General features: G+C 60.8%; 14 protein-coding genes and 1 tRNA gene. 11 read left to right on the forward strand and 4 right to left on the reverse strand.

From position 1 onward, the window contains the following. Positions 1–231 precede the first annotated feature (231 nt). Complete coding sequence (gene serB / locus E2K80_RS15860; protein ID WP_135375875.1) at positions 232–1,107, forward strand: phosphoserine phosphatase SerB; 876 nt, start codon at positions 232–234, stop codon at positions 1,105–1,107. Between the two features lie 69 nt (positions 1,108–1,176). Here the strand turns inward: serB and gltB are convergent, their stop codons facing one another. The 3 genes from gltB to E2K80_RS15875 form a co-directional block, all read right to left on the reverse strand. Further along, positions 1,177–5,715, reverse strand: coding sequence for a glutamate synthase large subunit (gltB, locus tag E2K80_RS15865; protein ID WP_135375876.1), 4,539 nt, complete (start codon positions 5,713–5,715; stop codon positions 1,177–1,179). 32 nt (positions 5,716–5,747) lie between these two features. Then, the gene (locus E2K80_RS15870) at positions 5,748–6,509 is read right to left on the reverse strand and encodes a hypothetical protein (RefSeq protein ID WP_135375877.1); all 762 of its coding nucleotides are present in this window, start codon (positions 6,507–6,509) and stop codon (positions 5,748–5,750) included. Positions 6,510–6,607: 98 nt separating this feature from the next. Then, the gene (locus E2K80_RS15875; RefSeq protein ID WP_135375878.1) at positions 6,608–8,041 is read right to left on the reverse strand and encodes an NAD(P)-dependent oxidoreductase; all 1,434 of its coding nucleotides are present in this window, start codon (positions 8,039–8,041) and stop codon (positions 6,608–6,610) included. A gap of 212 nt (positions 8,042–8,253) precedes the next feature. Here E2K80_RS15875 and E2K80_RS15880 point away from each other — a divergent pair, with 212 nt between their 5' ends. After that, on the forward strand, positions 8,254–9,057 hold the full coding sequence (locus E2K80_RS15880) for an undecaprenyl-diphosphate phosphatase (protein WP_135375879.1): 804 nt from the start codon (positions 8,254–8,256) through the stop codon (positions 9,055–9,057). Positions 9,058–9,094: 37 nt separating this feature from the next. Here the strand turns inward: E2K80_RS15880 and E2K80_RS15885 are convergent, their stop codons facing one another. Next, positions 9,095–10,078, reverse strand: a complete 984-nt coding sequence (locus tag E2K80_RS15885) for a complex I NDUFA9 subunit family protein (RefSeq protein ID WP_135375880.1) — start codon at positions 10,076–10,078, stop codon at positions 9,095–9,097. 166 nt (positions 10,079–10,244) lie between these two features. On the opposite strand from E2K80_RS15885, the gene E2K80_RS15890 reads away from it, so the two are divergent. The 9 genes from E2K80_RS15890 (at position 10,245) to E2K80_RS15930 (ending at position 19,508) form a co-directional block, all read left to right on the forward strand. Then, positions 10,245–12,035, forward strand: a complete 1,791-nt coding sequence (locus E2K80_RS15890; protein WP_135375881.1) for an autotransporter assembly complex protein TamA — start codon at positions 10,245–10,247, stop codon at positions 12,033–12,035. Then, the gene (locus tag E2K80_RS15895; RefSeq protein ID WP_135375882.1) at positions 12,032–15,265 is read left to right on the forward strand and encodes a translocation/assembly module TamB domain-containing protein; all 3,234 of its coding nucleotides are present in this window, start codon (positions 12,032–12,034) and stop codon (positions 15,263–15,265) included. Before E2K80_RS15890 ends, E2K80_RS15895 begins: the two co-directional genes overlap by 4 nt. An 83-nt stretch (positions 15,266–15,348) precedes the next feature. Further along, positions 15,349–15,435 (forward strand) — tRNA-Leu (locus tag E2K80_RS15900). Between the two features lie 37 nt (positions 15,436–15,472). Further along, on the forward strand, positions 15,473–16,084 hold the full coding sequence (locus E2K80_RS15905; protein ID WP_135375883.1) for a ribonuclease D: 612 nt from the start codon (positions 15,473–15,475) through the stop codon (positions 16,082–16,084). A 111-nt stretch (positions 16,085–16,195) separates the two neighbouring features. Next, positions 16,196–16,792, forward strand: a complete 597-nt coding sequence (locus E2K80_RS15910) for a hypothetical protein (RefSeq protein WP_135375884.1) — start codon at positions 16,196–16,198, stop codon at positions 16,790–16,792. A gap of 7 nt (positions 16,793–16,799) precedes the next feature. After that, positions 16,800–17,294: an LptA/OstA family protein gene (locus E2K80_RS15915; protein ID WP_135375885.1), complete on the forward strand. Its 495-nt coding sequence runs from the start codon at positions 16,800–16,802 to the stop codon at positions 17,292–17,294. Next, positions 17,291–18,052 (forward strand): LPS export ABC transporter ATP-binding protein, encoded by a 762-nt coding sequence (lptB, locus tag E2K80_RS15920; RefSeq protein WP_135375886.1) that lies wholly within the window; start codon positions 17,291–17,293, stop codon positions 18,050–18,052. Before E2K80_RS15915 ends, lptB begins: the two co-directional genes overlap by 4 nt. 374 nt (positions 18,053–18,426) lie before the next feature. Beyond that, positions 18,427–19,035, forward strand: coding sequence for a ribosome hibernation-promoting factor, HPF/YfiA family (hpf, locus tag E2K80_RS15925; protein WP_135375887.1), 609 nt, complete (start codon positions 18,427–18,429; stop codon positions 19,033–19,035). A gap of 8 nt (positions 19,036–19,043) precedes the next feature. Further along, complete coding sequence (locus tag E2K80_RS15930; protein WP_135375888.1) at positions 19,044–19,508, forward strand: PTS sugar transporter subunit IIA; 465 nt, start codon at positions 19,044–19,046, stop codon at positions 19,506–19,508. The last annotated feature ends 115 nt before the right edge of the window (positions 19,509–19,623 follow it).

Consider the following 19,623-nt stretch of genomic DNA (forward strand, 5'->3'; position numbering starts at 1 on the left):
AAGCTTGCTCCAACGAACCAACAAAACCTTTCGATGCGAAGCATAAAGCACCCTGCCTGAAACTTGAATCACAAATACCCTGCCACGCTTCGCGTTCCCGGGACATTTGTGATGCGCGATGTCTCAGGTTTAAGGCAGCATGCTGTAGGAGACCTTTCGGCAAAACCAATTGCGAATTTTGCGGGTCCGTGCTTTATGCGGTTTCCCTGCTTGTGTCGGCCCGGAGCGCCCATGTTCACCGCCACCCTGTTCACCAATCCCGCAATGTATATGGAGCGCGCGCTGGTCGACAGCCTGCGAAACGCGCTTGGCGGTGGTGACATCCTGTGGCTTGCCCCGGACAGGGCCGCCGAATTTCCCATTCCCAGCTGCCCGAAGAATGAAGATCAGATCTGGCACGGCCTGCAGGCCGAAGGGGTTGATCTGGTGATCCAGCCCATGGAGGGACGGCGCAAGAAACTGCTTCTGGCGGATATGGACAGCACCATGATCTGTCAGGAATGCATTGACGAACTGGCGGCAGAGGCCGGGATCGGGGAGCGTGTCGCGGCGATCACGGCGCGTGCGATGAACGGAGAGCTGGAATTTGAAGAGGCGCTGCGCAGCCGCGTGGGTCTTCTGAAAGGGCTTGATATCTCTGTCATCGACACGGTGCTGGCCCGGCGGATCACATATATGCCCGGCGGCAAAACCCTTGTGGCGACGATGAAGGCCCATGGGGCGCATGCGTCTCTCGTCTCGGGCGGCTTCACTGCGTTCACCACCAAAGTCGCGGCGGAACTTGGCTTTGACGACCATCGCGCCAACACGCTTTTGACCGAAAACAGAACCCTAAGCGGAGAGGTCGCGCGCCCCATTCTGGGCCGTGACGCCAAGGTGCAGGCCCTGCATGAGATCACCGCCATGCTGAACATCACCCCGGCAGAGACCCTTGCGGTCGGCGATGGCGCCAATGATCTTGGCATGCTGCAATTGGCCGGAACCGGCGTTGCGCTCCACGCGAAACCCGCCGTGCAGGAACAGGCCCGCATTCGCATCAATCACGGCGACCTGACCGCCCTTCTGTATATTCAGGGCTATGGCGCTGATGAGATCGTAACGCCGTAAATCGCCCCGACCCGTTTATGCCCTGCCGCCGCCCATGCATACTAACCCGAGGGCGGCGGAAAGCCCCGATCACTCCGCCGGAACCGCCGTTTCTTCAATGCCCAGAGGATGGCTCAGCTTATCCAGCATCTCCTTGGGGCAGACCTGAAGGAAATTCCCCCTCTCCAGCGCCCAGTGCTGCAGGATATCCAGCGCCTTCCGGCTGCCGGTCTCTTCTGCATGCTGCGCGATCAGGGTTTTAAGCTCTGCCTCCCAATGGTCCATATTCACCGGACAGGTCACCAGGGTTTCCAGATTCATATTCGTCAGGGCCTGCCCATCCGGGTCATATAAATATGCCATCCCCCCGGTCATGCCGGCACCGAAATTCGCACCGATGGACCCAAGGATCACAGCAACCCCGCCGGTCATATACTCACAGCCATTCGATCCGCAGCCCTCGATCACCGCCCTTGCGCCTGAATTGCGGACCGCAAACCGTTCGCCTGCGCGCCCGGCGGCAAACAGATAGCCATCGGTCGCGCCATACAGCACCGTGTTGCCGATAATCGTATTCTCATCCGCCTTCAGCGGGCTGACCTGCGGCGGTTTCACCACCACGATCCCGCCGCTCAACCCCTTGCCGACATAGTCATTGGCATCGCCCGACACCGACAGTTTCAGCCCCGGTGCCGCGAACGCGCCCAGGGATTGCCCGGCAGAGCCTTCCAGCATCACGGTCAGATGATCGGGCTGCAACGTGTTGCGCATCCCGAAAGCCTGCACGATATGGCTGCTTGTCCGTGTGCCGATGGTGCGCAGCGTGTTCTGCACAGCATAGCTCAGCTGCATTTTCTCACCATCTTTCAGGAACCGCGCCGCATCGGCCACGATCTGCGAATCCAGCGTATCAGGCACCGAATTGCGCGGTTTGTTGCGATCATAGACAATCTGATCCGCGCCATCGACGGTGATCAGAAGCGGGTTCAGGTCAAGATCATCCAGATGCGCCGAGCCACGGCTGACCTGGGTCAGCAGATCCGCCCGGCCGATCACATCATCCAGAGACCGCGCCCCGATCGAGGCCAGCAGCTCCCGCACTTCCTGCGCATAGAAGGTGATCAGGTTCACCACCTTGTCGGCGCTGCCGGTGAATTTCCCGCGCAGGCTCTCATCCTGCGTGCAGACCCCCACCGGGCAGGTGTTCGACTGGCATTGCCGCACCATGATACAGCCCATGGAAATCAGCGCGGCGGTGCCGATGCCATATTCCTCGGCCCCCATCATCGCGGCCATGACAATGTCACGCCCGGTGCGCAGCCCGCCATCGGTCCTGAGCGTGATCCGGTCCCTGAGCTTGTTCATCGCCAGAACCTGATGCGCCTCGGTCAGGCCCATTTCCCAGGGCAGACCCGCATATTTGATCGAGGTCGCAGGCGAGGCTCCGGTGCCGCCATTATGGCCCGAGATCAGGATCACATCGGCCTTGGCCTTGGCCACACCGGCGGCAATCGTGCCGACACCGGATGACGCCACCAGTTTCACCGTCACCCTGGCGCGCGGGTTGATCTGTTTGAGATCATAGATCAGCTGCGCCAGATCCTCGATTGAATAGATATCGTGATGCGGCGGTGGAGAGATCAGCATGACCCCCGGCGTCGAATGGCGCAGCCGGGCGATCAGCTCGGTCACTTTCATACCGGGCAACTGCCCGCCTTCGCCGGGCTTGGCCCCCTGCGCGACCTTGATCTCAAGCTCTTCACAATGGTTCAGGTATTCGGCGGTCACCCCGAACCGGCCCGAGGCCACCTGCTTGATCTTGGCCGACGGGTTGTCGCCATTGGGTTCCGGCACGAAATGGGCCGGGTCTTCGCCACCCTCGCCACTGTCGGATTTCGCCCCGATCCGGTTCATCGCCACATTCAGTGTCTTATGCGCCTCGGGGCTGAGCGCGCCCAGCGACATGCCCGGCGTCACAAAGCGTTTGCGGATCGAGGTGATGCTTTCCACCTCTTCAATCGGCACCGGTTCCCCCAGAGGTTTGATATCCAAAAGATCGCGCAGATGGATCGGCGGGTTGTTCTGCATCGCCTGGCTGTACTGCTTCCAAAGCTCATAACTTGCCCGGTCGCATGCCGCCTGCAACATATGCATGGTCTGCGCTTCCCAGGCATGTTTTTCGCCCGAACGGCGCGCCTTGTAGAACCCACCGATAGGCAACACATCCTGCCCGCCACGCCAGCCCCGGATATGAACCTCTTCCACCTTCTTTTGCAGACCGCTGACCCCGATCCCGGAAATCCGGGAAATCATGCCGGGGAAATATTCCGCCACCATCGCACGGGAAAGGCCCACAGCCTCGAAATTCAGACCGCCGCGATAGCTGGAAATCACGCTGATCCCCATCTTCGCCATGATCTTCAACAGGCCCTGGTCAATCGCATTGCGATACCGCGCCACAGCCTCGGTCAGGGTGCAGTCGAGCAGGCCCCGGTCAATCCGGTCTGCCAGCGAATCCTGCGCCAGATAGGCATTCACCGTGGTCGCGCCACAGCCCACAAGAACCGCGAAATAATGCGGGTCGATACATTCCGCCGAGCGTATGTTGAGCGAACAGAAGGTCCGCAACCCATGTCGCGTCAGCCAGCTATGCACCGCACTGGTGGCCAGGATCATCGGCATCGCCACCTGGGTGTCGCCCTGAAACCGGTCGGTCAGCACGATATGCCCCGCGCCCGAGCGCACCGCATCCTCTGCCTCTGCCCGGATCCGATGCAACCCTTCGCGCAACGCCCCCTGACCGCCATCGGCGGGAAAGCTGCAATCAATGGTCACCACGCTGTCGCCAAACTGCGCCAGCATCGTCTTGAACTGGGCGTTGCCGACAAACGGGCTGTCCAATACCAGAATTTCGGTCTGGCTGCTGTCTTCATCCAGCACGTTTTTCAGATTGCCGAACCGGGTTTTCAGGCTCATCACCCGATATTCGCGCAGGCTGTCAATTGGCGGGTTCGTGACCTGGCTGAAATTCTGCCGGAAGAAATGGGACAGGGGGCGATACTGCGCCGACAAAACGGCCGAGGGCGTATCATCGCCCATGCTGGCCAGCGATTCCTTGGCATCCTCGGCCATGGGCGCCAGAATCTGCTCCAGTTCCTCAATCGAATAGCCCGCCGCGATCTGCCTTTTGCGCAGCTCCGCACCGCTGAACAGCGCGGTCTCGCTCACCCCGTCGGTTTCAGCCGCCAGATCGGTGATCTTGCTGACCCAGTTGCCAAAAGGCCGGGCAGCGGACAGGGCATCCTTGATCTCGCGGTCGTGAAACAGGGTCTGTTCGGCCATGTCGACCGCAATCATCTGCCCCGGCCCCAGCGCACCTTTTTCCACCACGCTGGCCTCATCCACCGGCACCATTCCGGCCTCGGAACCCGCAATCATCAGCCCGTCACCGGTCACCACATAGCGCATCGGCCGCAAACCGCTCCGGTCCAGACCGGCACAGACCCAGCGCCCGTCGGTCATCGCCAGGGCGGCGGGCCCATCCCAGGGTTCCATCACCGAATTGCAGTAGGAATACATGTCATGCCAGGCCTGCGGCAGTTCCGTCGCGGTCTGTGACCAGGCCTCGGGCACCAGCATGGTCTTGGCCATGGGCGCATTCCGCCCGGCGCGCACCAGCACCTCGAACACCGAATCCAGTGCCGCCGAATCGCTCGACCCCTGCGGCACGATCGGTTTGATATCTTCGGCCATCTCGCCGAAATAGCTGGAAGACAGCCGTATCTCATGGCTTTTCATCCAGTTGATATTGCCCTTCAGCGTGTTGATCTCACCGTTATGGGCCAGCATCCGAAACGGCTGTGCCAGCCACCATTGCGGAAAGGTGTTGGTGGAATAACGCTGATGATAGATCGCAAAGGCGCTCTCAAACCGCTCATCTTTCAGATCCGGGTAGAACTCGGCCACATCCTGGGCCAGCATCATGCCTTTGTAGATGATCGACCGGCAGCTGAGCGAACAGACATAAAGCTGCCCGACACCCGCCGTGATCGCCGCCTTTTCGATCCGGCGGCGGATGACGTAAAGCTCCCGCTCAAACGTTTCTTCATCCACATCCTTGGTGTTCGAGATGATGATCTGTTCAATCTCGGGCCTTGTGGCATTTGCCTTGTCGCCCAGAACCGAGACATCCACCGGCACATGGCGCCAGCCATAGATGTAATAGCCCATGCGCAGAACCTCGGATTCCACGATCGTCCGGCAGGTTTCCTGCGCGCCAAAATCATTGCGGGGCAGAAACACCTGCCCCACGGCCATGAACCGGCTCAGATCGGGCTCATGCCCGGTGCGGCGCACCTGATCACAGAAGAACTGCACGGGGATCTGCACATGGATACCCGCGCCATCCCCGGTCTTGCCATCCGCATCCACAGCGCCGCGATGCCAGACCGCTTTCAGCGCGTTGATCCCGTTTTCCACAACCTGCCGCGAGGGCGTTCCGTCGATGGACACAACCAGCCCCACACCGCAGGAGGCATGTTCATCCGCCTCGGAATAGAGGCTGTTTTCGGCCATCCACTCACGCTTTGCCTGCTCTGCCGCGGCCCAGTCTGTTCCATATTCACTCATGGAATGCTCCTTTATTCTGCCCGCAACCCGGCTCATCCACGCCCCCCTGACAGAGGCGCCTGATCAAGCCGCGACATCGTGTTTCCGCAATCATAGATCGGGGTCATGGTCAGAAACCCGTCTTCCCCGGGTTCCGCAAACTCCATGGGGGAATGATTGCCCTCGAACGTGCCGCCATCGGGCGTTGTAACCGTCTCTGTTCCGCCAAAAAACAGCCGCCAGTCTTCGCTGACAAACTGGTTTCCGCTTACCTGGCGGGTGCCGAACCCGGTTTCGTATTCATAGGAAAAGGAGGTGATCAGCAGATTGTGCCCATCCACGGTCACGCTTTCCCCGGTCAGGGCATCAAAGCCAACGTAATCTTTCTGAAATGTCCCGTTCGGGCCTTCTTCGATCACACTATAGATCATTGAATCCGTACCGGTTTCAAACAGCTCGGTCAGGCTGGCCGGGTCTTCTTCGGGTTCGATCAGGGTGGATTGCCGGCCATCACGCAGGCTGTAATTTCTCAGCCAGCGAAATTCATGATCCGTATAAGACAGATGGAACGGCCCATCCTCGCCAATCGAGATATCCCAGAGATGGCCGTCAGGGTCCGCCTGACAGGTCCAGTAATGGGACACGACGCAACTGCGCGATTGCACGGTCAGAAATGCGGTACAGCCGGAAGGCGGCGTGAACAGATTGCCACTGCTTTGCGCCGCCACCGGGGTTGGCACCCCGCCAAAAGACAGCACCACCAATGCCATCACAGCGGCGCCCATATGTCTTGCCTTACTCTGGTCCGCAATCATGACCTTCAACCTCTTTTGCCATCTCTGTCCCATACCGGGATCAGGTGTATATGCGTCGGCCCATCATCTTCTTCTTCAGACGAAAACCTGTGAGCCGTTCATTCTGCGGCAACGCTTACAGGCGCCGACAGCTTCGTCAAAATCGCCTCGGCCGCCTCGCGCCCGTCGCGGATCGCCCAGACAACAAGGCTGGCACCGCGCACGATATCCCCCACCGCATAGACCCCATCAAGGGCCGTTTCATGGGTGCGGAAATCGGCCTTCACCGTGCCCCAGCGGGTCACCTCCAGCTCGGGCGTATCCCACAGTGCGGGCAGATCTTCAGGTTCAAACCCCAGCGCCATGATCACCAGATCGGCATCTTCCACATAATCCGCGCCCTCGATGATCTCGGGGCTTTGCCGTCCGGTCGCATCGGGCTGGCCCAGGCGCATCTTCTGCACCATGACGCCTTCGATACTGTCGCCCCTGAAGCCCTTGGGCGCGCTCAGCCAGACAAATTCAACACCTTCTTCCTCGGCATTGGCCACTTCGCGCTGGCTGCCGGGCATATTCGCCCGGTCGCGCCGGTAAAGGCATTTGACGCTTGTGGCGCCCTGCCGCACGGCGGTGCGCACGCAATCCATCGCGGTATCGCCGCCGCCGATCACAACCACCCGTTTGCCTTCGGCGTTCAACTCGCCACTGTCGAATTGCGGCACATCATCGCCAAAGCTTTTGCGGTTCGAGACGGTCAGATAATCAATCGCCCGCACCAGACCTTTCGCGCCCACACCCGGCGCCTGCAAGGCCCGCGATTTATAGACCCCTGTGGCAATGACGACAAAATCATGTTCGGCGCGGATATCGGCGAATGACATATCCTCGCCCACGGCACAGTTCAGAACGAATGTCACACCGCCCTGCTGCAACTGTTCAACCCGTTGCATCACCACGGGTTTCTCAAGTTTGAAACCGGGAATGCCATAGGTCATCAAGCCGCCCGCGCGGTCATACCGGTCATAGACCGTGACCTGCACACCCTGACGGCGCAGGAAATCCGCAGCGGCCAGCCCGCCCGGCCCGGCACCGATGATGCCCACACTTTCAGACCGTTCCATCAATGGCCGGATCGGCTTGACCCAGCCCATTTCAAACGCGGTGTCGGTGATATGTTTCTCGACCGAGCCAATGGTGACCGTGCCATGCCCCGATTGTTCGATCACGCAATTGCCTTCGCAAAGCCGGTCCTGCGGGCAGATCCGACCACAGATTTCAGGAAAGCTGTTGGTGGCCTGAGACAGGTCATACGCCTCTTCCAGACGCCCTTCGGCAGTCAGGCGCAGCCAGTCGGGGATGTTGTTGTGCAACGGGCAATGGGACTGGCAATAGGGCACGCCACACTGGCTGCAACGCCCGGCCTGCTGCGCCGCCTTTTCACGCGCGTAATCCCTGTAAATCTCCTGAAAATCCTCTTTGCGCAGATCCGGCGGGCGCTTTTCGGGCATCGCCTTGTCTACAGTCACGAATTTCAGCATAGATTGCTTGGCCACGGATCATCTCCTACCTGACGGGGCTGCTATATCGCCCTGACAGGCGCAATAAAAGACAGTTATGCTGACCTATTAAGGGTTTCAAAGGTGAAAATCGTGTGCGCTCTCTCTGTTTCAGTCAAAAATAAGACAGTATGACTTACTTATTACCTCGTTTTCTATTTGTCTCCAGCACTTTAGTCTGTCGGCATTGATTCGCCGGAAGGGAACACATGAGTCTTTTTCATCTTTTCCTTGTCGCCCTGATCCAGGGTTTGACCGAATTTCTGCCTGTCTCTTCCTCCGGGCATCTGATCTTGCTGCCGAATCTGACGGGTATGGAGGATCAGGGTCAGGTGATCGACGTGGCCAGTCATCTGGGCACGCTTGGCGCGGTCGTTCTGTATTTCTGGTCCGATATGCGTGAGGCCGCCATTGGCTCGCTCCGCCTGATCCGCGGCAAGCTTGATACCCGCGGCGCGTTTCTGGCCCTGTGTCTGGCGATCGGCACCGTTCCGGTCATCATTTTCGGCCTGATCCTGAACCTCACCGGCTGGGATGGCCTGCTGCGCTCGCCGGCTGTGATCGGCTGGACCATGCTGATCTTTGGTGTTGCCCTCTATTGGGCCGACCAGAAAGGCCCCGAGACCCGGAAGACCGAAGACTGGACCCTGAAACATGCCCTGATCATGGGACTTTGGCAGGCGGTTGCCCTGATCCCGGGCACCTCACGTTCGGGCATCACCATCACGGCCGGGCGGTATCTGGGTTATGGCCGGGAAAGTGCGGCGCGGCTGGCCATGCTGATGTCGGCCCCGACCATTATGGCCTCTGGCGCACTGCTGGGTATCGAGGTTATGGCAACCGCCGATGCACAGGCCGCCCGTGACGGGGCCATTGTTGCCGTCTTCGCCTTTCTGGCAGCGCTGGCCGCCCTGACACTTATGATGCGCCTGCTGCGCAGTGTCAGTTTCACGCCTTACGTGATCTACCGGGTGATCCTTGGCGTGATCCTGCTGGTCATCGCCTACAGCTAACGCCGGATCGGCATAGCGGCTCATATGCAGACGCGGCCTAAACCCGCAGATTGCCCGCGCTTTCCTTGATCTCGGCATATTGCCCGCCCGGGCGATAGGGCCACAGATACTCATCCAGCACCGCGCCCATATGCATCGGGGTGATCGCCAGATCGGCAAAGCCGCGCATCCCGGGGGCCACCACATTATCCTGCCGCAACTGGCGCGCCTGATCCCGGGTCAGCATCCCGTTATGGAGCAATCCGCCCGACAGGGTCTGCACCAGGTCAAGACCCCAGCCCATCATGCCGGCAATCCAGAATGGCACATTGATGATCAAACGGCGGCGGCGGATCACCTGAAGCATACGCTGCATCAGGGCGCGGAATGTCTCTACATCCGGGCCGCCAAGCTCATAGACACCCGGTGCGGCATCGCCCAGCGCCCCGGCACTGGCCGCAGCGGCAACATCATCCACATAGACCGGCTGAAACATCGTATCGGCGCCCACGACCGGCAGGATCGGGCCAAAGCGGGTCATCCCGGCGAAACGGTTGAAGAACTGATCCTCGGTTCCGAAAATGATCGACGGGCGCAGGATGACGGCATTCGGAAACGCCTCAAGCACCGCCGCCTCACCCTCGGCCTTGGTCCGGGCATAATCGCTGAGACTGTCGGCGGATGCCCCGATGGCCGAAAGATGCACCAGTTGCGCCACCCCTTCTGCGGCGGCCAGCCGGGCAACCCGGCCCGCCCCGTCCACCTGCACGGCATCAAATCTGTTCCGGCCCCGTTCGGACAGGATGCCAACGCAGTTGACCACCGCATCCGCACCCTTGATCGCGGCGGCAACCGAAGCATCATCGCGCAGATTTGCCAGCACCGGTTCGACCTGACCGACCACACCGTAAGGGCGCACGAACAGCGCCTCATTCGGGCGCCGCACGGCGACCCGCACGCGCCAGCCCTGTTTTGCCATCCGGCGCGCCACATAGCGGCCCACAAAGCCAGAACCGCCGAAGATGGTGACGAGTTTCGACATGGCGATGATCCTTCTATCCCGGTTGTTCCGGTGATACGCCCGGCCCCGTGACGGGACAAGGCGCAAATCGTCCCAAGCCGGGTCACATTTCCGCCGAAGCCCGTCGGGATATGTGGTCTTGTCCATTTTATACCGCTAAAACCGGTTTCAGCTGATTTGGGGGATTATGGGCTTGGCCCGCTGCCGCGCATTTTTCTTGTCGATCGCCCTGATTGTCGCCGGTGTCGCCGGTGCCGAGGTTCGTTTTGACATGGGCGACGGGTCTGATGATCTGCGCGATGCGTTGCGCGCCGCATCTTTGCTGGTCACGACCGATGCGGATGACACCGCCACGGTTCAGGACCGGGTCGCCGCCGCCCGGGCGGATTATGGCCGCCTGTTGGCCGTGCTTTATGAATACGGGTATTTCGGCCCGACGCTCAGCATCCGGATCAATGGCGCCGAGGCGGCCAACCTGTCGCCATTCTCTCCGCCTGCGCGCGTCACGGAGATGGACATCCGGGTCACGCCCGGGCGCGGGTTTCGCCTTGGAAGGGCAGAGATCGGCCCGCTGGCCCCGGGCACGGAATTGCCCGAGGGCTTTCGCCCGGGCGCACCCGCAAATACACCCATATTGCGCCACAGTGCCGAGGCCGCGATCACCGGCTGGCGGTCCGTAGGCCATGCCACCGCCGATATCGCCGGTCAGACCATCACCGCGCGGCAGGATGAGGCTGTTCTGGATGCGGATATCACCGTCGCGCCCGGCCGTCTGATCCGGTTCGGGGATCTGATCCCCCAGGGCCAGCAACGCACCCGGCCCGAGCGTATTGTCGAGATCGCGGGCCTGCCCCGGGGCGCGGTTTTCGACCCCGACACGCTGGAAAACGCGGCGCAAAGGCTGCGCCGCACCGGCACATTCCGTTCAGTCGCGCTGGAAGAACGCACACCTGATGCCGATGCGATCATGGATATCGGCGCGACACTGGTCGAAGCCCCGCTCAGACGGATTGGCTTTGGCGCTGAAATCTCATCTTCCGACGGCATAACGCTCAGCTCTTACTGGCTGCATCGCAATCTGTTGGGCGGGGCCGAACGGCTGCGGTTTGATGCCGAGATTTCCGGGATCGGCGGCGATACAGGCGGCACGGACTGGGAACTTGCCGGTGTGTTCAGCCGCCCGGCAACCTTCCGGCCTGACACCACAATGATCTTCGATGTCAGACTTGCGGGTCTTGATGAAACGACGTTTCGGGAAACCCTGTTTGAGACCAGCCTGGGCTTTGAGCGCATCGTGTCAGACGAGCTGACCGTTGAACTGGGCATCGGGTTGCGTGCCTCTGATATCAGCGATGCCTTTGGCGATCGCGATGTTCTGCTGGCCACCTTTCCGGCCCGGGCCACCTATGACCGGCGCGACAACCCGCTGGATGCCCGCGCGGGCTATTTCGCCGAACTGGACCTGACACCATTTGTGGTGCTGGACGGGGCCGGGAACGGGCTGGGCCTGCGCGCGACACTGGATGCCCGTGGCTATCTGGGGATCGGGGCGGAAAACCGGACCCGCCTTGCAGGGCGGCTGCAACTGGGCACAATTGACGGTGGCGCGTTCACCGATCTGCCGCCGGAATTTCTGTTTTTCTCGGGCGGGGGGGACACCGTGCGCGGCCAACCCTACCAGTCTCTGGGTGCGCTACAGGGCGGGATCAGCAGCGGCGGGCGCGGGTTTGCGGGCCTCTCTGCCGAGATCCGCACCGATATCACCGACACCTATGGGCTCGTCGCCTTTGCCGATGGCGGCTATATCTCTGCCGGGTCGCTTGGCGATACGGATGGAGACTGGCACGCAGGGGCAGGTCTGGGCCTGCGCTATAACACCGCCCTCGGGCCGATCCGGCTGGACGTCGCCACACCGGTAACCGGCGATGATGCCGGAAACCGGGTGTTGTTTTACATCGGCATCGGACACGCGTTTTGAAACGGGCATTGCTGATCACCATGCTGGCGCTGAGCCCGACCGGCCTTGGCGCCCAGGATGATGACCGGGGTCGCCTGCAGGCGCTTCTGGAAGATGCCCTGTCTGATGATGCGGCAAGGCAGGTGCGGATCGAGGGGTTTCGCGGCGCGCTCAACTCACAGGCCTCTCTTGACCGGCTGACCATCGCGGATGAAGACGGTATCTGGCTGACCCTGGAAGAGGTCACCCTGGACTGGACGCGCAGCGCGTTGTTTTCCCGGGCGCTGGAGGTGAATGAACTGACCGCCGGGCGGCTGGAACTGGCGCGGTTGCCGCAATCAGACAGCAGTTTGCCCGATGCGGAAACAACACCGTTCAGCCTGCCGGAACTGCCGCTGAGCATCCGTATAGACCATACCGCGATTGACAGGGTCGAGATCGGCGCGCCGGTTCTGGGTCAGGATCTGGCTTTTACCGTCGAGGGCACCGCCACGCTGGCCGATGGCGCCGCCGATGCGGCGCTGCAACTGGAGCGGCTGGACGGGCCTTTGGGCCGGTTCCGCCTGACTGCCGGGTTCGAGAATGAGACCCGCAGCGCCGTGATTGACATGCTGTTTGAGGAAGAGGCCGGTGGGCTGGCCGCCTCCCTTCTGGGTATCCCCGGCGCACCTTCGCTGTCCTTAAGTGTGGACGGGCAGGGGCCGCTGACCGATTTCGCGGCCGGTTTTGCGCTGGAAACCGATGGGGAACCCCGCCTGACCGGCGATCTGGATATCGCGCAGTCAGACAGCGGGGTGCAAACGATTGCCCTGGATATGTCCGGTGATGTCACCGCGATTGTTCTGCCGCAATATCGCGATTTCTTCGGGCCGGATGTGTCGCTGATCGCCCGTGTGACCCAGGATGCCACCGGCGTGCTGACCGCTGATCCCCTCCATCTGGAAACCGCCGCAATCGCGCTTGATGGTCAGGTGGTGCTGAATGCCGCGCGGCAGCCGGAAAGCTTCATGCTGATCGGGCAGATCAACCCGGCCGATGGCGACCGGGTGCGCCTGCCCATTGCAGATGGCGCCATCTCGATCGGCGATGCCCGGCTGGATGTGGGATATACCCGCAGCCTCGGCAACAGCTGGACCGGCAGGTTCGCCCTGACAGATCTGATTGCCAGTGAACTGACCGCCGAGACTGTCACGCTGGATATCAGCGGAGAGATTACCGAGGCCGATCAGGGCCTGTCTGCGGTCACGGCGCTGATGTCAGCCGATGCCGCGGGGCTTGGCCATACGGATGATGCCACCGCCAGTGTCATGGGTGAGACCGCAACCATAGAGACGTTTCTCGCCTGGCAACGCGATGCGCCGGTCAGTCTGATGGATCTGCGCGTGGCTGCGGGCGATCTGACCCTTACCGGGCAGGCCAGCGCCGATCTGGCGGAGGCGCGGCTTGATCTAAGCTATGATCTGGCTGCCGAAAGCGCGGATTTAAGCCGCTTTGCCCCATTTGCCGGTGACGGGCTGGCGGGCGCTGCCAGGCTTTCGGTTGCGGGGACGGCAGAGGCCCTGTCGGGCGCCTTCGACGCAACAGTAACGGGGGAAACAACCGGGCTGAGACTGGCGCCGGGTCTGCCATCGGGTCTGTTTGCCGGAACAACCGCGCTTGATATCGCTGTGCGACGGAATGAAACCGGGCTTGTTCTGGATCAGTTGCAGCTGCAAAATCAGGAATTGACCGTTGCGGGCAGCGGGCGGCTCAGCAGCGCGGACAGTGAAATACTGGCCTCGGTCCGATTTCGGAATGTGGGGCTTTTCACCTCTGCCCTGTCTGGTCCGGCCCGGGCCGATGGCCGGCTCAGCCGCGAGACCGGCACCGCACCCTGGGTGGCGGAGGCCGATCTGGCAGGGCCGGGCGGCACCACTCTGGCATTGAACGGGGATGTCGGCCTGCCGGGTGGCGCGGTCGATCTGGGCCTGACCGGGCGCGTGCCCCTGGGTCTGGCGGACCGGTTCATTGCGCCGCAAACGGTGCGTGGCAATCTGGCTCTGAATATGCGGATGACCGGCACGCCCGACCTGGAAAACATGTCGGGGACGCTGACCACAAGCGGCACAACCATTGCCGCCCCGGCCCTTGGCCTCAGCCTTGCGCATCTGTCCGCCAATGCAGAGATTGCAAACGGGTCCGCACGTCTGACAACCGATGGCACGCTTGGCTCGGGCGGGCGCGTCTCGGCCAGCGGCTCTGTCGGGTTTTCGGCGCCGGGCCTGCCTGCCCGGATTGATATTGCTCTGGATGAGGCCGTGCTGATCGACCCTGAGCTTTATGAACTGGCGATCCCCCGGGCACGTCTGACCTATGCAGGCGATCTGAGCGGATCGGCCATGCTGTCTGGCGAAATCGGGATCGGCCAATCCGAGATCCGCGTGCCCGAATCCTCTCTTGGATCGACCGAACCGATCCCTGACATCACCCATCTGCATGAGACCCCCGCCCAGCGCCGCACCCGGGGCTTTGCCGGGTTGCTTGACCGCAATGATGACAGCGCCGGGAATTCCCAAACCGCCCTTGACCTGACGATCAGCGCCCCCGGGCGCATCTTCCTGCGCGGTCGCGGGCTGGATGCCGAACTTGGCGGTACTTTGCGCGTGCGGGGCACAACCGCCAATGCTTTGCCCGATGGCCGGTTTGACCTGATCCGCGGGCGGCTTGGCATTTTGGGTCAACGTCTGGATCTGGTCGAGGGCAGCGCCACACTCAGCGGCAGTTTCGACCCGTTCATCCGCCTTGTCGCACAAAGCCGGGTGGGCGAATATCTGATCCGCATCATCCTTGAAGGCCCGGCTTCCGCACCCGAGGTGCGGTTTGCCTCGGAACCGGAACTGCCACAGGATGAAGTGCTGGCGCAGCTTTTCTTCGGCCGCAGTATTTCCAGCCTGTCGCCGCTTCAGGCGCTGCAACTGGCCGATGCGGTGGCCGGGCTGGCCGGTGGCGGCTCCGGCGGCGGTATCTTCTCGAACCTGCGTGAAAATCTTGGCCTTGATGATCTGGATATCCAGACCTCGGAAGATGGCAGCGCCGCGTTGCGCGCCGGGCGCTACCTGTCGGACAATGTCTATACGGATGTCACCGTCGGCGGCCAGGAGGGTGCCATTGTGAACCTCAATATCGACCTGACCCCCAGCATCACCGCCCGGGGCAGCTTCGGGGCCGAAGGCGACAGCAGCCTGGGCCTGTTTTTCGAGCGCGATTACTGAACCCCGCCCGGGGCGCGGGATTTCACCAATGGCCCGTTGACAGCGCTTTCGCCCCGCGATATCAGCCGCTTTCACGACACTTGGCCCAGGTGGCGGAATTGGTAGACGCGCTAGCTTCAGGTGCTAGTATTGGCAACGATGTGGAGGTTCGAGTCCTCTCCTGGGCACCACCCCTTTTCTGACCGGGGGTCAAGAATGGGGCAGTCCGTGACCATCCATACATACCAGAATGATCTGCCCGACGGGCTGAAACTTGGCCCGGTTGTCGCCATTGATTGCGAAACCATGGGGCTGAACCCGCATCGTGACCGGCTGTGCCTGATCCAGTTGTCAGATGGTGACGGAAACGCCCATCTGGTGCAGGTCGCCAAAGGCCAGACCGACGCCCCGAACCTGACCGCAATGCTGGCCGACCCGGATGTGCTGAAACTGTTTCATTTCGGCCGCTTCGATATCGCCGCAATGTATCATGCCTTCGGCACGCTGGCAGCCCCGGTCTATTGCACCAAGATCGCCTCGAAACTGGTGCGGACCTATACCGACCGGCACGGGTTGAAATACCTTTGTCAGGAACTTCTGGGCATCGACATCTCGAAACAGCAACAAAGCTCGGACTGGGGTGCCGAAACGCTGAGCGAGGCGCAGAAATCCTATGCGGCGTCTGATGTTCTGTACCTGCACAGGCTGCGCGAGGAACTGGATATCCGCCTGACCCGCGAAGGACGAACCGACCTGGCAGAGGCCGCTTTCGGGTTTCTGCCAACCCGGGCCCGGCTTGATCTGGCGGGCTGGCCCGAAATCGACATATTCGCCCATTAAAGCGGTTTGCGTTTTATGTGAGACACCCCTGTCGAAAACCGCGTTCGACCCGAAGGGAAGAGGCAACGGTTTTCGATACAGATCAAATGCAAACCCCTATAGGTTTGGCCCATGGCTGCGGAAAACCGATACTCACAAACCATTGCCTGGGTGAGGGTGATCCTGCCGCTTCTGGCGCTTGTGCTGCTTTCAACCCTGTTCCTGTTTTCAAACAGCCCCGACCCTGATCTTGCGATTCCCTTTGCCGATTTTGATGTGGAACAGCTTGCCCGCGAGCAGCGCCTTGGCCAGCCACGTTTTGCCGGAACGCTTGAAGACGGGCGCGAAATTCTGTTCATCGCAGAGACCGCCGCACCGGTGGCAGGCGCCCCCGATCAGATCGACGCCCAGGTTGTACAGGCCAGGGTGGCGACATCGGAAACCGGATACATCCTGCTGACCAGTGGCCGTTCCCGGGTGGATATGGCAAGCCGCACCGCCGAAATGGAAACCAATGTGCATATCACCAGTTCCACCGGATACCGGCTTCAAAGCGATCTTCTGCACATGTCGCTGGACGTTCTGAACATGGTTTCCCCCGGTCCGGTCCGGGTCACCGGCCCGTCTTTGACGCTGACCGCCGATGATATGAACCTGTCTGAGGAAAATGGCGCGCAGGTTCTCAGTTTCAACGGACAGGTCAGGGTGCTATATGACCCGGAAGATTGAGGTTTTTATGCGCATTTTTTTAATAGCCGCCCTGGCGGTCTCTTTGTCGGCCTGTGCCGCATTTGCCCAGGTCAATATAGGCTTTGGCGGCGTGGCCCATGATGCCACACAGGCCATTGAGGTGACAGCCGACAGTCTGGCGGTGAACCAGAACACCGGCAATGCCGTCTTTACCGGCAATGTGATCATCCTGCAGGGCGATCTGCGGATGGCCGCCGGTGAAGTGACCGTTATCTACAGCCTTGAAGACGGGTCGCAGGATGTTGAGCAGGTGGTTGCCACAGGCGGCGTGCTGATCACACGCGGGGAAGACGCGGCCGAGGGACAGGCAGCAAATTATGAGGTTGCGGCCTCCCGGATGACCCTGACCGGCGGGGTTCTGGTGACCCAGGGCCCCACGGCCATTTCCGGGGACCGGATGGTGGTGGATATGACCACAGGCGACGGCACGGTCGAAGGCCGTGTGCGCACGGTGCTGCAACAGGGGGATGACAATCAATGACACCTCCTCCGGAACTGACAGTCACCGAGGGCCATCAGGGCCTGCATATCAGCCGGCTGCGCAAAAGCTATCGCCGCCGCCCGGTGATCCGCGACGTGACCATGGCACTGAACCAGGGGGAGGTGGTGGCCCTGCTTGGCCCCAATGGCTCGGGCAAGACAACCTGCTTTTATTCGATCGCCGGCCTGATCACGCCGGATGGCGGCACCGTCACGCTGGATGGGCAGGACGTGACACAACTGCCCATGTATCGCCGCGCCAAGGCGGGCATCGGCTATCTGCCGCAGGAAATGTCAATCTTCCGCGGCCTGTCTGTCGAAGACAACATCATGGCGATTCTCGAAGTGTCCGAACCGGGCCGGACCCGGCGGCTGGACCGGCTGGAAGAACTGCTGTCGGAGTTTTCCATCGGCCATCTGCGGCGCGCGCCTGCCCTGTCGCTGTCGGGGGGCGAACGCCGACGCGTCGAGATTGCCCGCTGTCTGGCCTCAAACCCGCGTTATGTGCTTCTGGATGAACCCTTTGCAGGGGTTGACCCGATTGCCGTGGGCGAGATCAGGGCGCTGGTTTCCGACCTCAAAACCCGGGGTCTGGGGGTTCTGATCACCGATCACAATGTGCGCGAAACCCTGCAAATCGTGGATCGCGCCTATATCCTGCATGACGGCACAATTCTGATGAGCGGATCTGCCGACGAGGTTGTGCAGGATGAAAATGTGCGCCGCGTCTATCTGGGTCAAAGCTTCCGAATCAGCTGAACCGCTTTTCGGTTGATTTTGAATTTTTCACAGCCTTTTGCCTGCGACATGCGCCCGGACCTGAAAATCTGATCTGTCGGTAAAGCCAAAAGACACTCGGCGCCGGACCGCTTACACATTGGCCGTTTTGGGCGGTTGCCACGATATGCCACCCCTTCCCACATCTGCTTGGCGTTGACAGACCCCGCCAAAATATCGCCAGATATAAGGGATGTTCGCAAATGCCGATTCCTCATTGGTGTCACGCCAGGGCCGCGTAAGCCCTGGCCGCGCACAGAGCAAAGGCATGGCCCATCCAAACATCGTAAACATGCGATTAAAGCCTTCCACGATACTGTCGTGATCGGCCTTATTGACCTATTTTCGGAGGATATATGCGGTACCAAATCAGCGGAAAACAGATCGATATCGGTGACGCGCTTCAGACTCATGTGAAAGACAGCCTTGGCGTGGCGGTGTCGAAATATGCCGAACGGCCCACCGATGCCACGGTCATTTTTTCGCGCAGCGGGCATGAACATGTCTGCGAGGCCAGTGTGCATTTGTCCACCGGGCTGACAGCTTCGGCCAAAGCCTCGTCCCACGAAATCTATGCCGCATTTGATTCGTGCTGCGACAAGATGGAAAAGCAGCTGCGTCGGTATAAGCGCCGTCTGAAAGACCATCACAAAGAGCGTTCACAACCCGTTGAACTTTTTGGCGCATCGTCTTATATCCTCGCCGCATCGGAAGACAGCGACGTTGCAGAACCCGAAACCCTGCAACCCGTCATCGTGGCCGAGATGGAAACCAAAATCCCGTCTCTCTCCGTTGGGGAGGCCGTGATGCAGATGGAGATTGCAGGCGCGCCGCTGTTGGTTTTCAGGAATGAAAGACATGACGGAGTGAATGTGGTCTATCGCCGTGAAGACGGAAATGTCGGGTGGATCGACCCCGTTCTGAAAAGTAACCGGATGCGCCCGCCGGAACGGGTGCAAGGATAGGATCAGAGATGAATTTGCCGACGCTCCTGAAACCGGAGGGTGTTAAGGTTGTTTCAGATGTTACCAGCAAGAAACGCCTTATGCAGACGCTTGCAGATGTCGCAGAAAGCCTGGTGGGTCTGCCCACGGCCGGCATTTTTGATGCGTTGCAGGAACGTGAAAGCCTGGGGCCCACCGGTGTAGGCCAGGGCGTGGCCCTGCCCCATGCCCGGCTGGCCGATCTGACCCAGGTCAGCGGCGCATTCCTGAAACTCGACAAACCGGTCGATTTCGATTCCGTCGACCGGCAGCCGGTTGATCTGATCTTTGCCCTGTTTGCGCCCGCCGATACCGGGGTGGACCATCTGAAAGCGCTGGCGCTGGTGTCGCGCACCCTGCGCAATCAGGCGCTGTGTACAAAGCTGCGCACCAATTCCGACCCCGCAACCCTGCATACGCTGATCACCGGCGGAGAAACCTCGCAAGCGGCTTAAGGCAGAAATCGTTTAGAGCAGAAATCGTTTAATCTGAATCAAAATTCTCTGCCTCCGGGTCAGCAAACTGCTGATCTCGAACGTGAATTTTGATGAGTGATGGTGCAGAATAAAC

This window comes from Rhodophyticola sp. CCM32 (genome assembly GCF_004751985.1).
Classification (GTDB): domain Bacteria; phylum Pseudomonadota; class Alphaproteobacteria; order Rhodobacterales; family Rhodobacteraceae; genus Rhodophyticola.

What these genes read in the sequence shown, in the direction of transcription:
- serB (WP_135375875.1), top strand. Translation starts at nt 232, where the DNA reads ATGTTCACCGCCACCCTGTTCACCAATCCCGCAATGTATATGGAGCGC.
- gltB (WP_135375876.1), bottom strand. Translation starts at nt 5,715, where the DNA reads ATGAGTGAATATGGAACAGACTGGGCCGCGGCAGAGCAGGCAAAGCGT.
- E2K80_RS15870 (WP_135375877.1), bottom strand. Translation starts at nt 6,509, where the DNA reads ATGATTGCGGACCAGAGTAAGGCAAGACATATGGGCGCCGCTGTGATG.
- E2K80_RS15880 (WP_135375879.1), top strand. Translation starts at nt 8,254, where the DNA reads ATGAGTCTTTTTCATCTTTTCCTTGTCGCCCTGATCCAGGGTTTGACC.
- E2K80_RS15885 (WP_135375880.1), bottom strand. Translation starts at nt 10,078, where the DNA reads ATGTCGAAACTCGTCACCATCTTCGGCGGTTCTGGCTTTGTGGGCCGC.
- E2K80_RS15890 (WP_135375881.1), top strand. Translation starts at nt 10,245, where the DNA reads ATGGGCTTGGCCCGCTGCCGCGCATTTTTCTTGTCGATCGCCCTGATT.
- E2K80_RS15910 (WP_135375884.1), top strand. Translation starts at nt 16,196, where the DNA reads ATGGCTGCGGAAAACCGATACTCACAAACCATTGCCTGGGTGAGGGTG.
- E2K80_RS15915 (WP_135375885.1), top strand. Translation starts at nt 16,800, where the DNA reads ATGCGCATTTTTTTAATAGCCGCCCTGGCGGTCTCTTTGTCGGCCTGT.
- lptB (WP_135375886.1), top strand. Translation starts at nt 17,291, where the DNA reads ATGACACCTCCTCCGGAACTGACAGTCACCGAGGGCCATCAGGGCCTG.
- hpf (WP_135375887.1), top strand. Translation starts at nt 18,427, where the DNA reads ATGCGGTACCAAATCAGCGGAAAACAGATCGATATCGGTGACGCGCTT.
- E2K80_RS15930 (WP_135375888.1), top strand. Translation starts at nt 19,044, where the DNA reads ATGAATTTGCCGACGCTCCTGAAACCGGAGGGTGTTAAGGTTGTTTCA.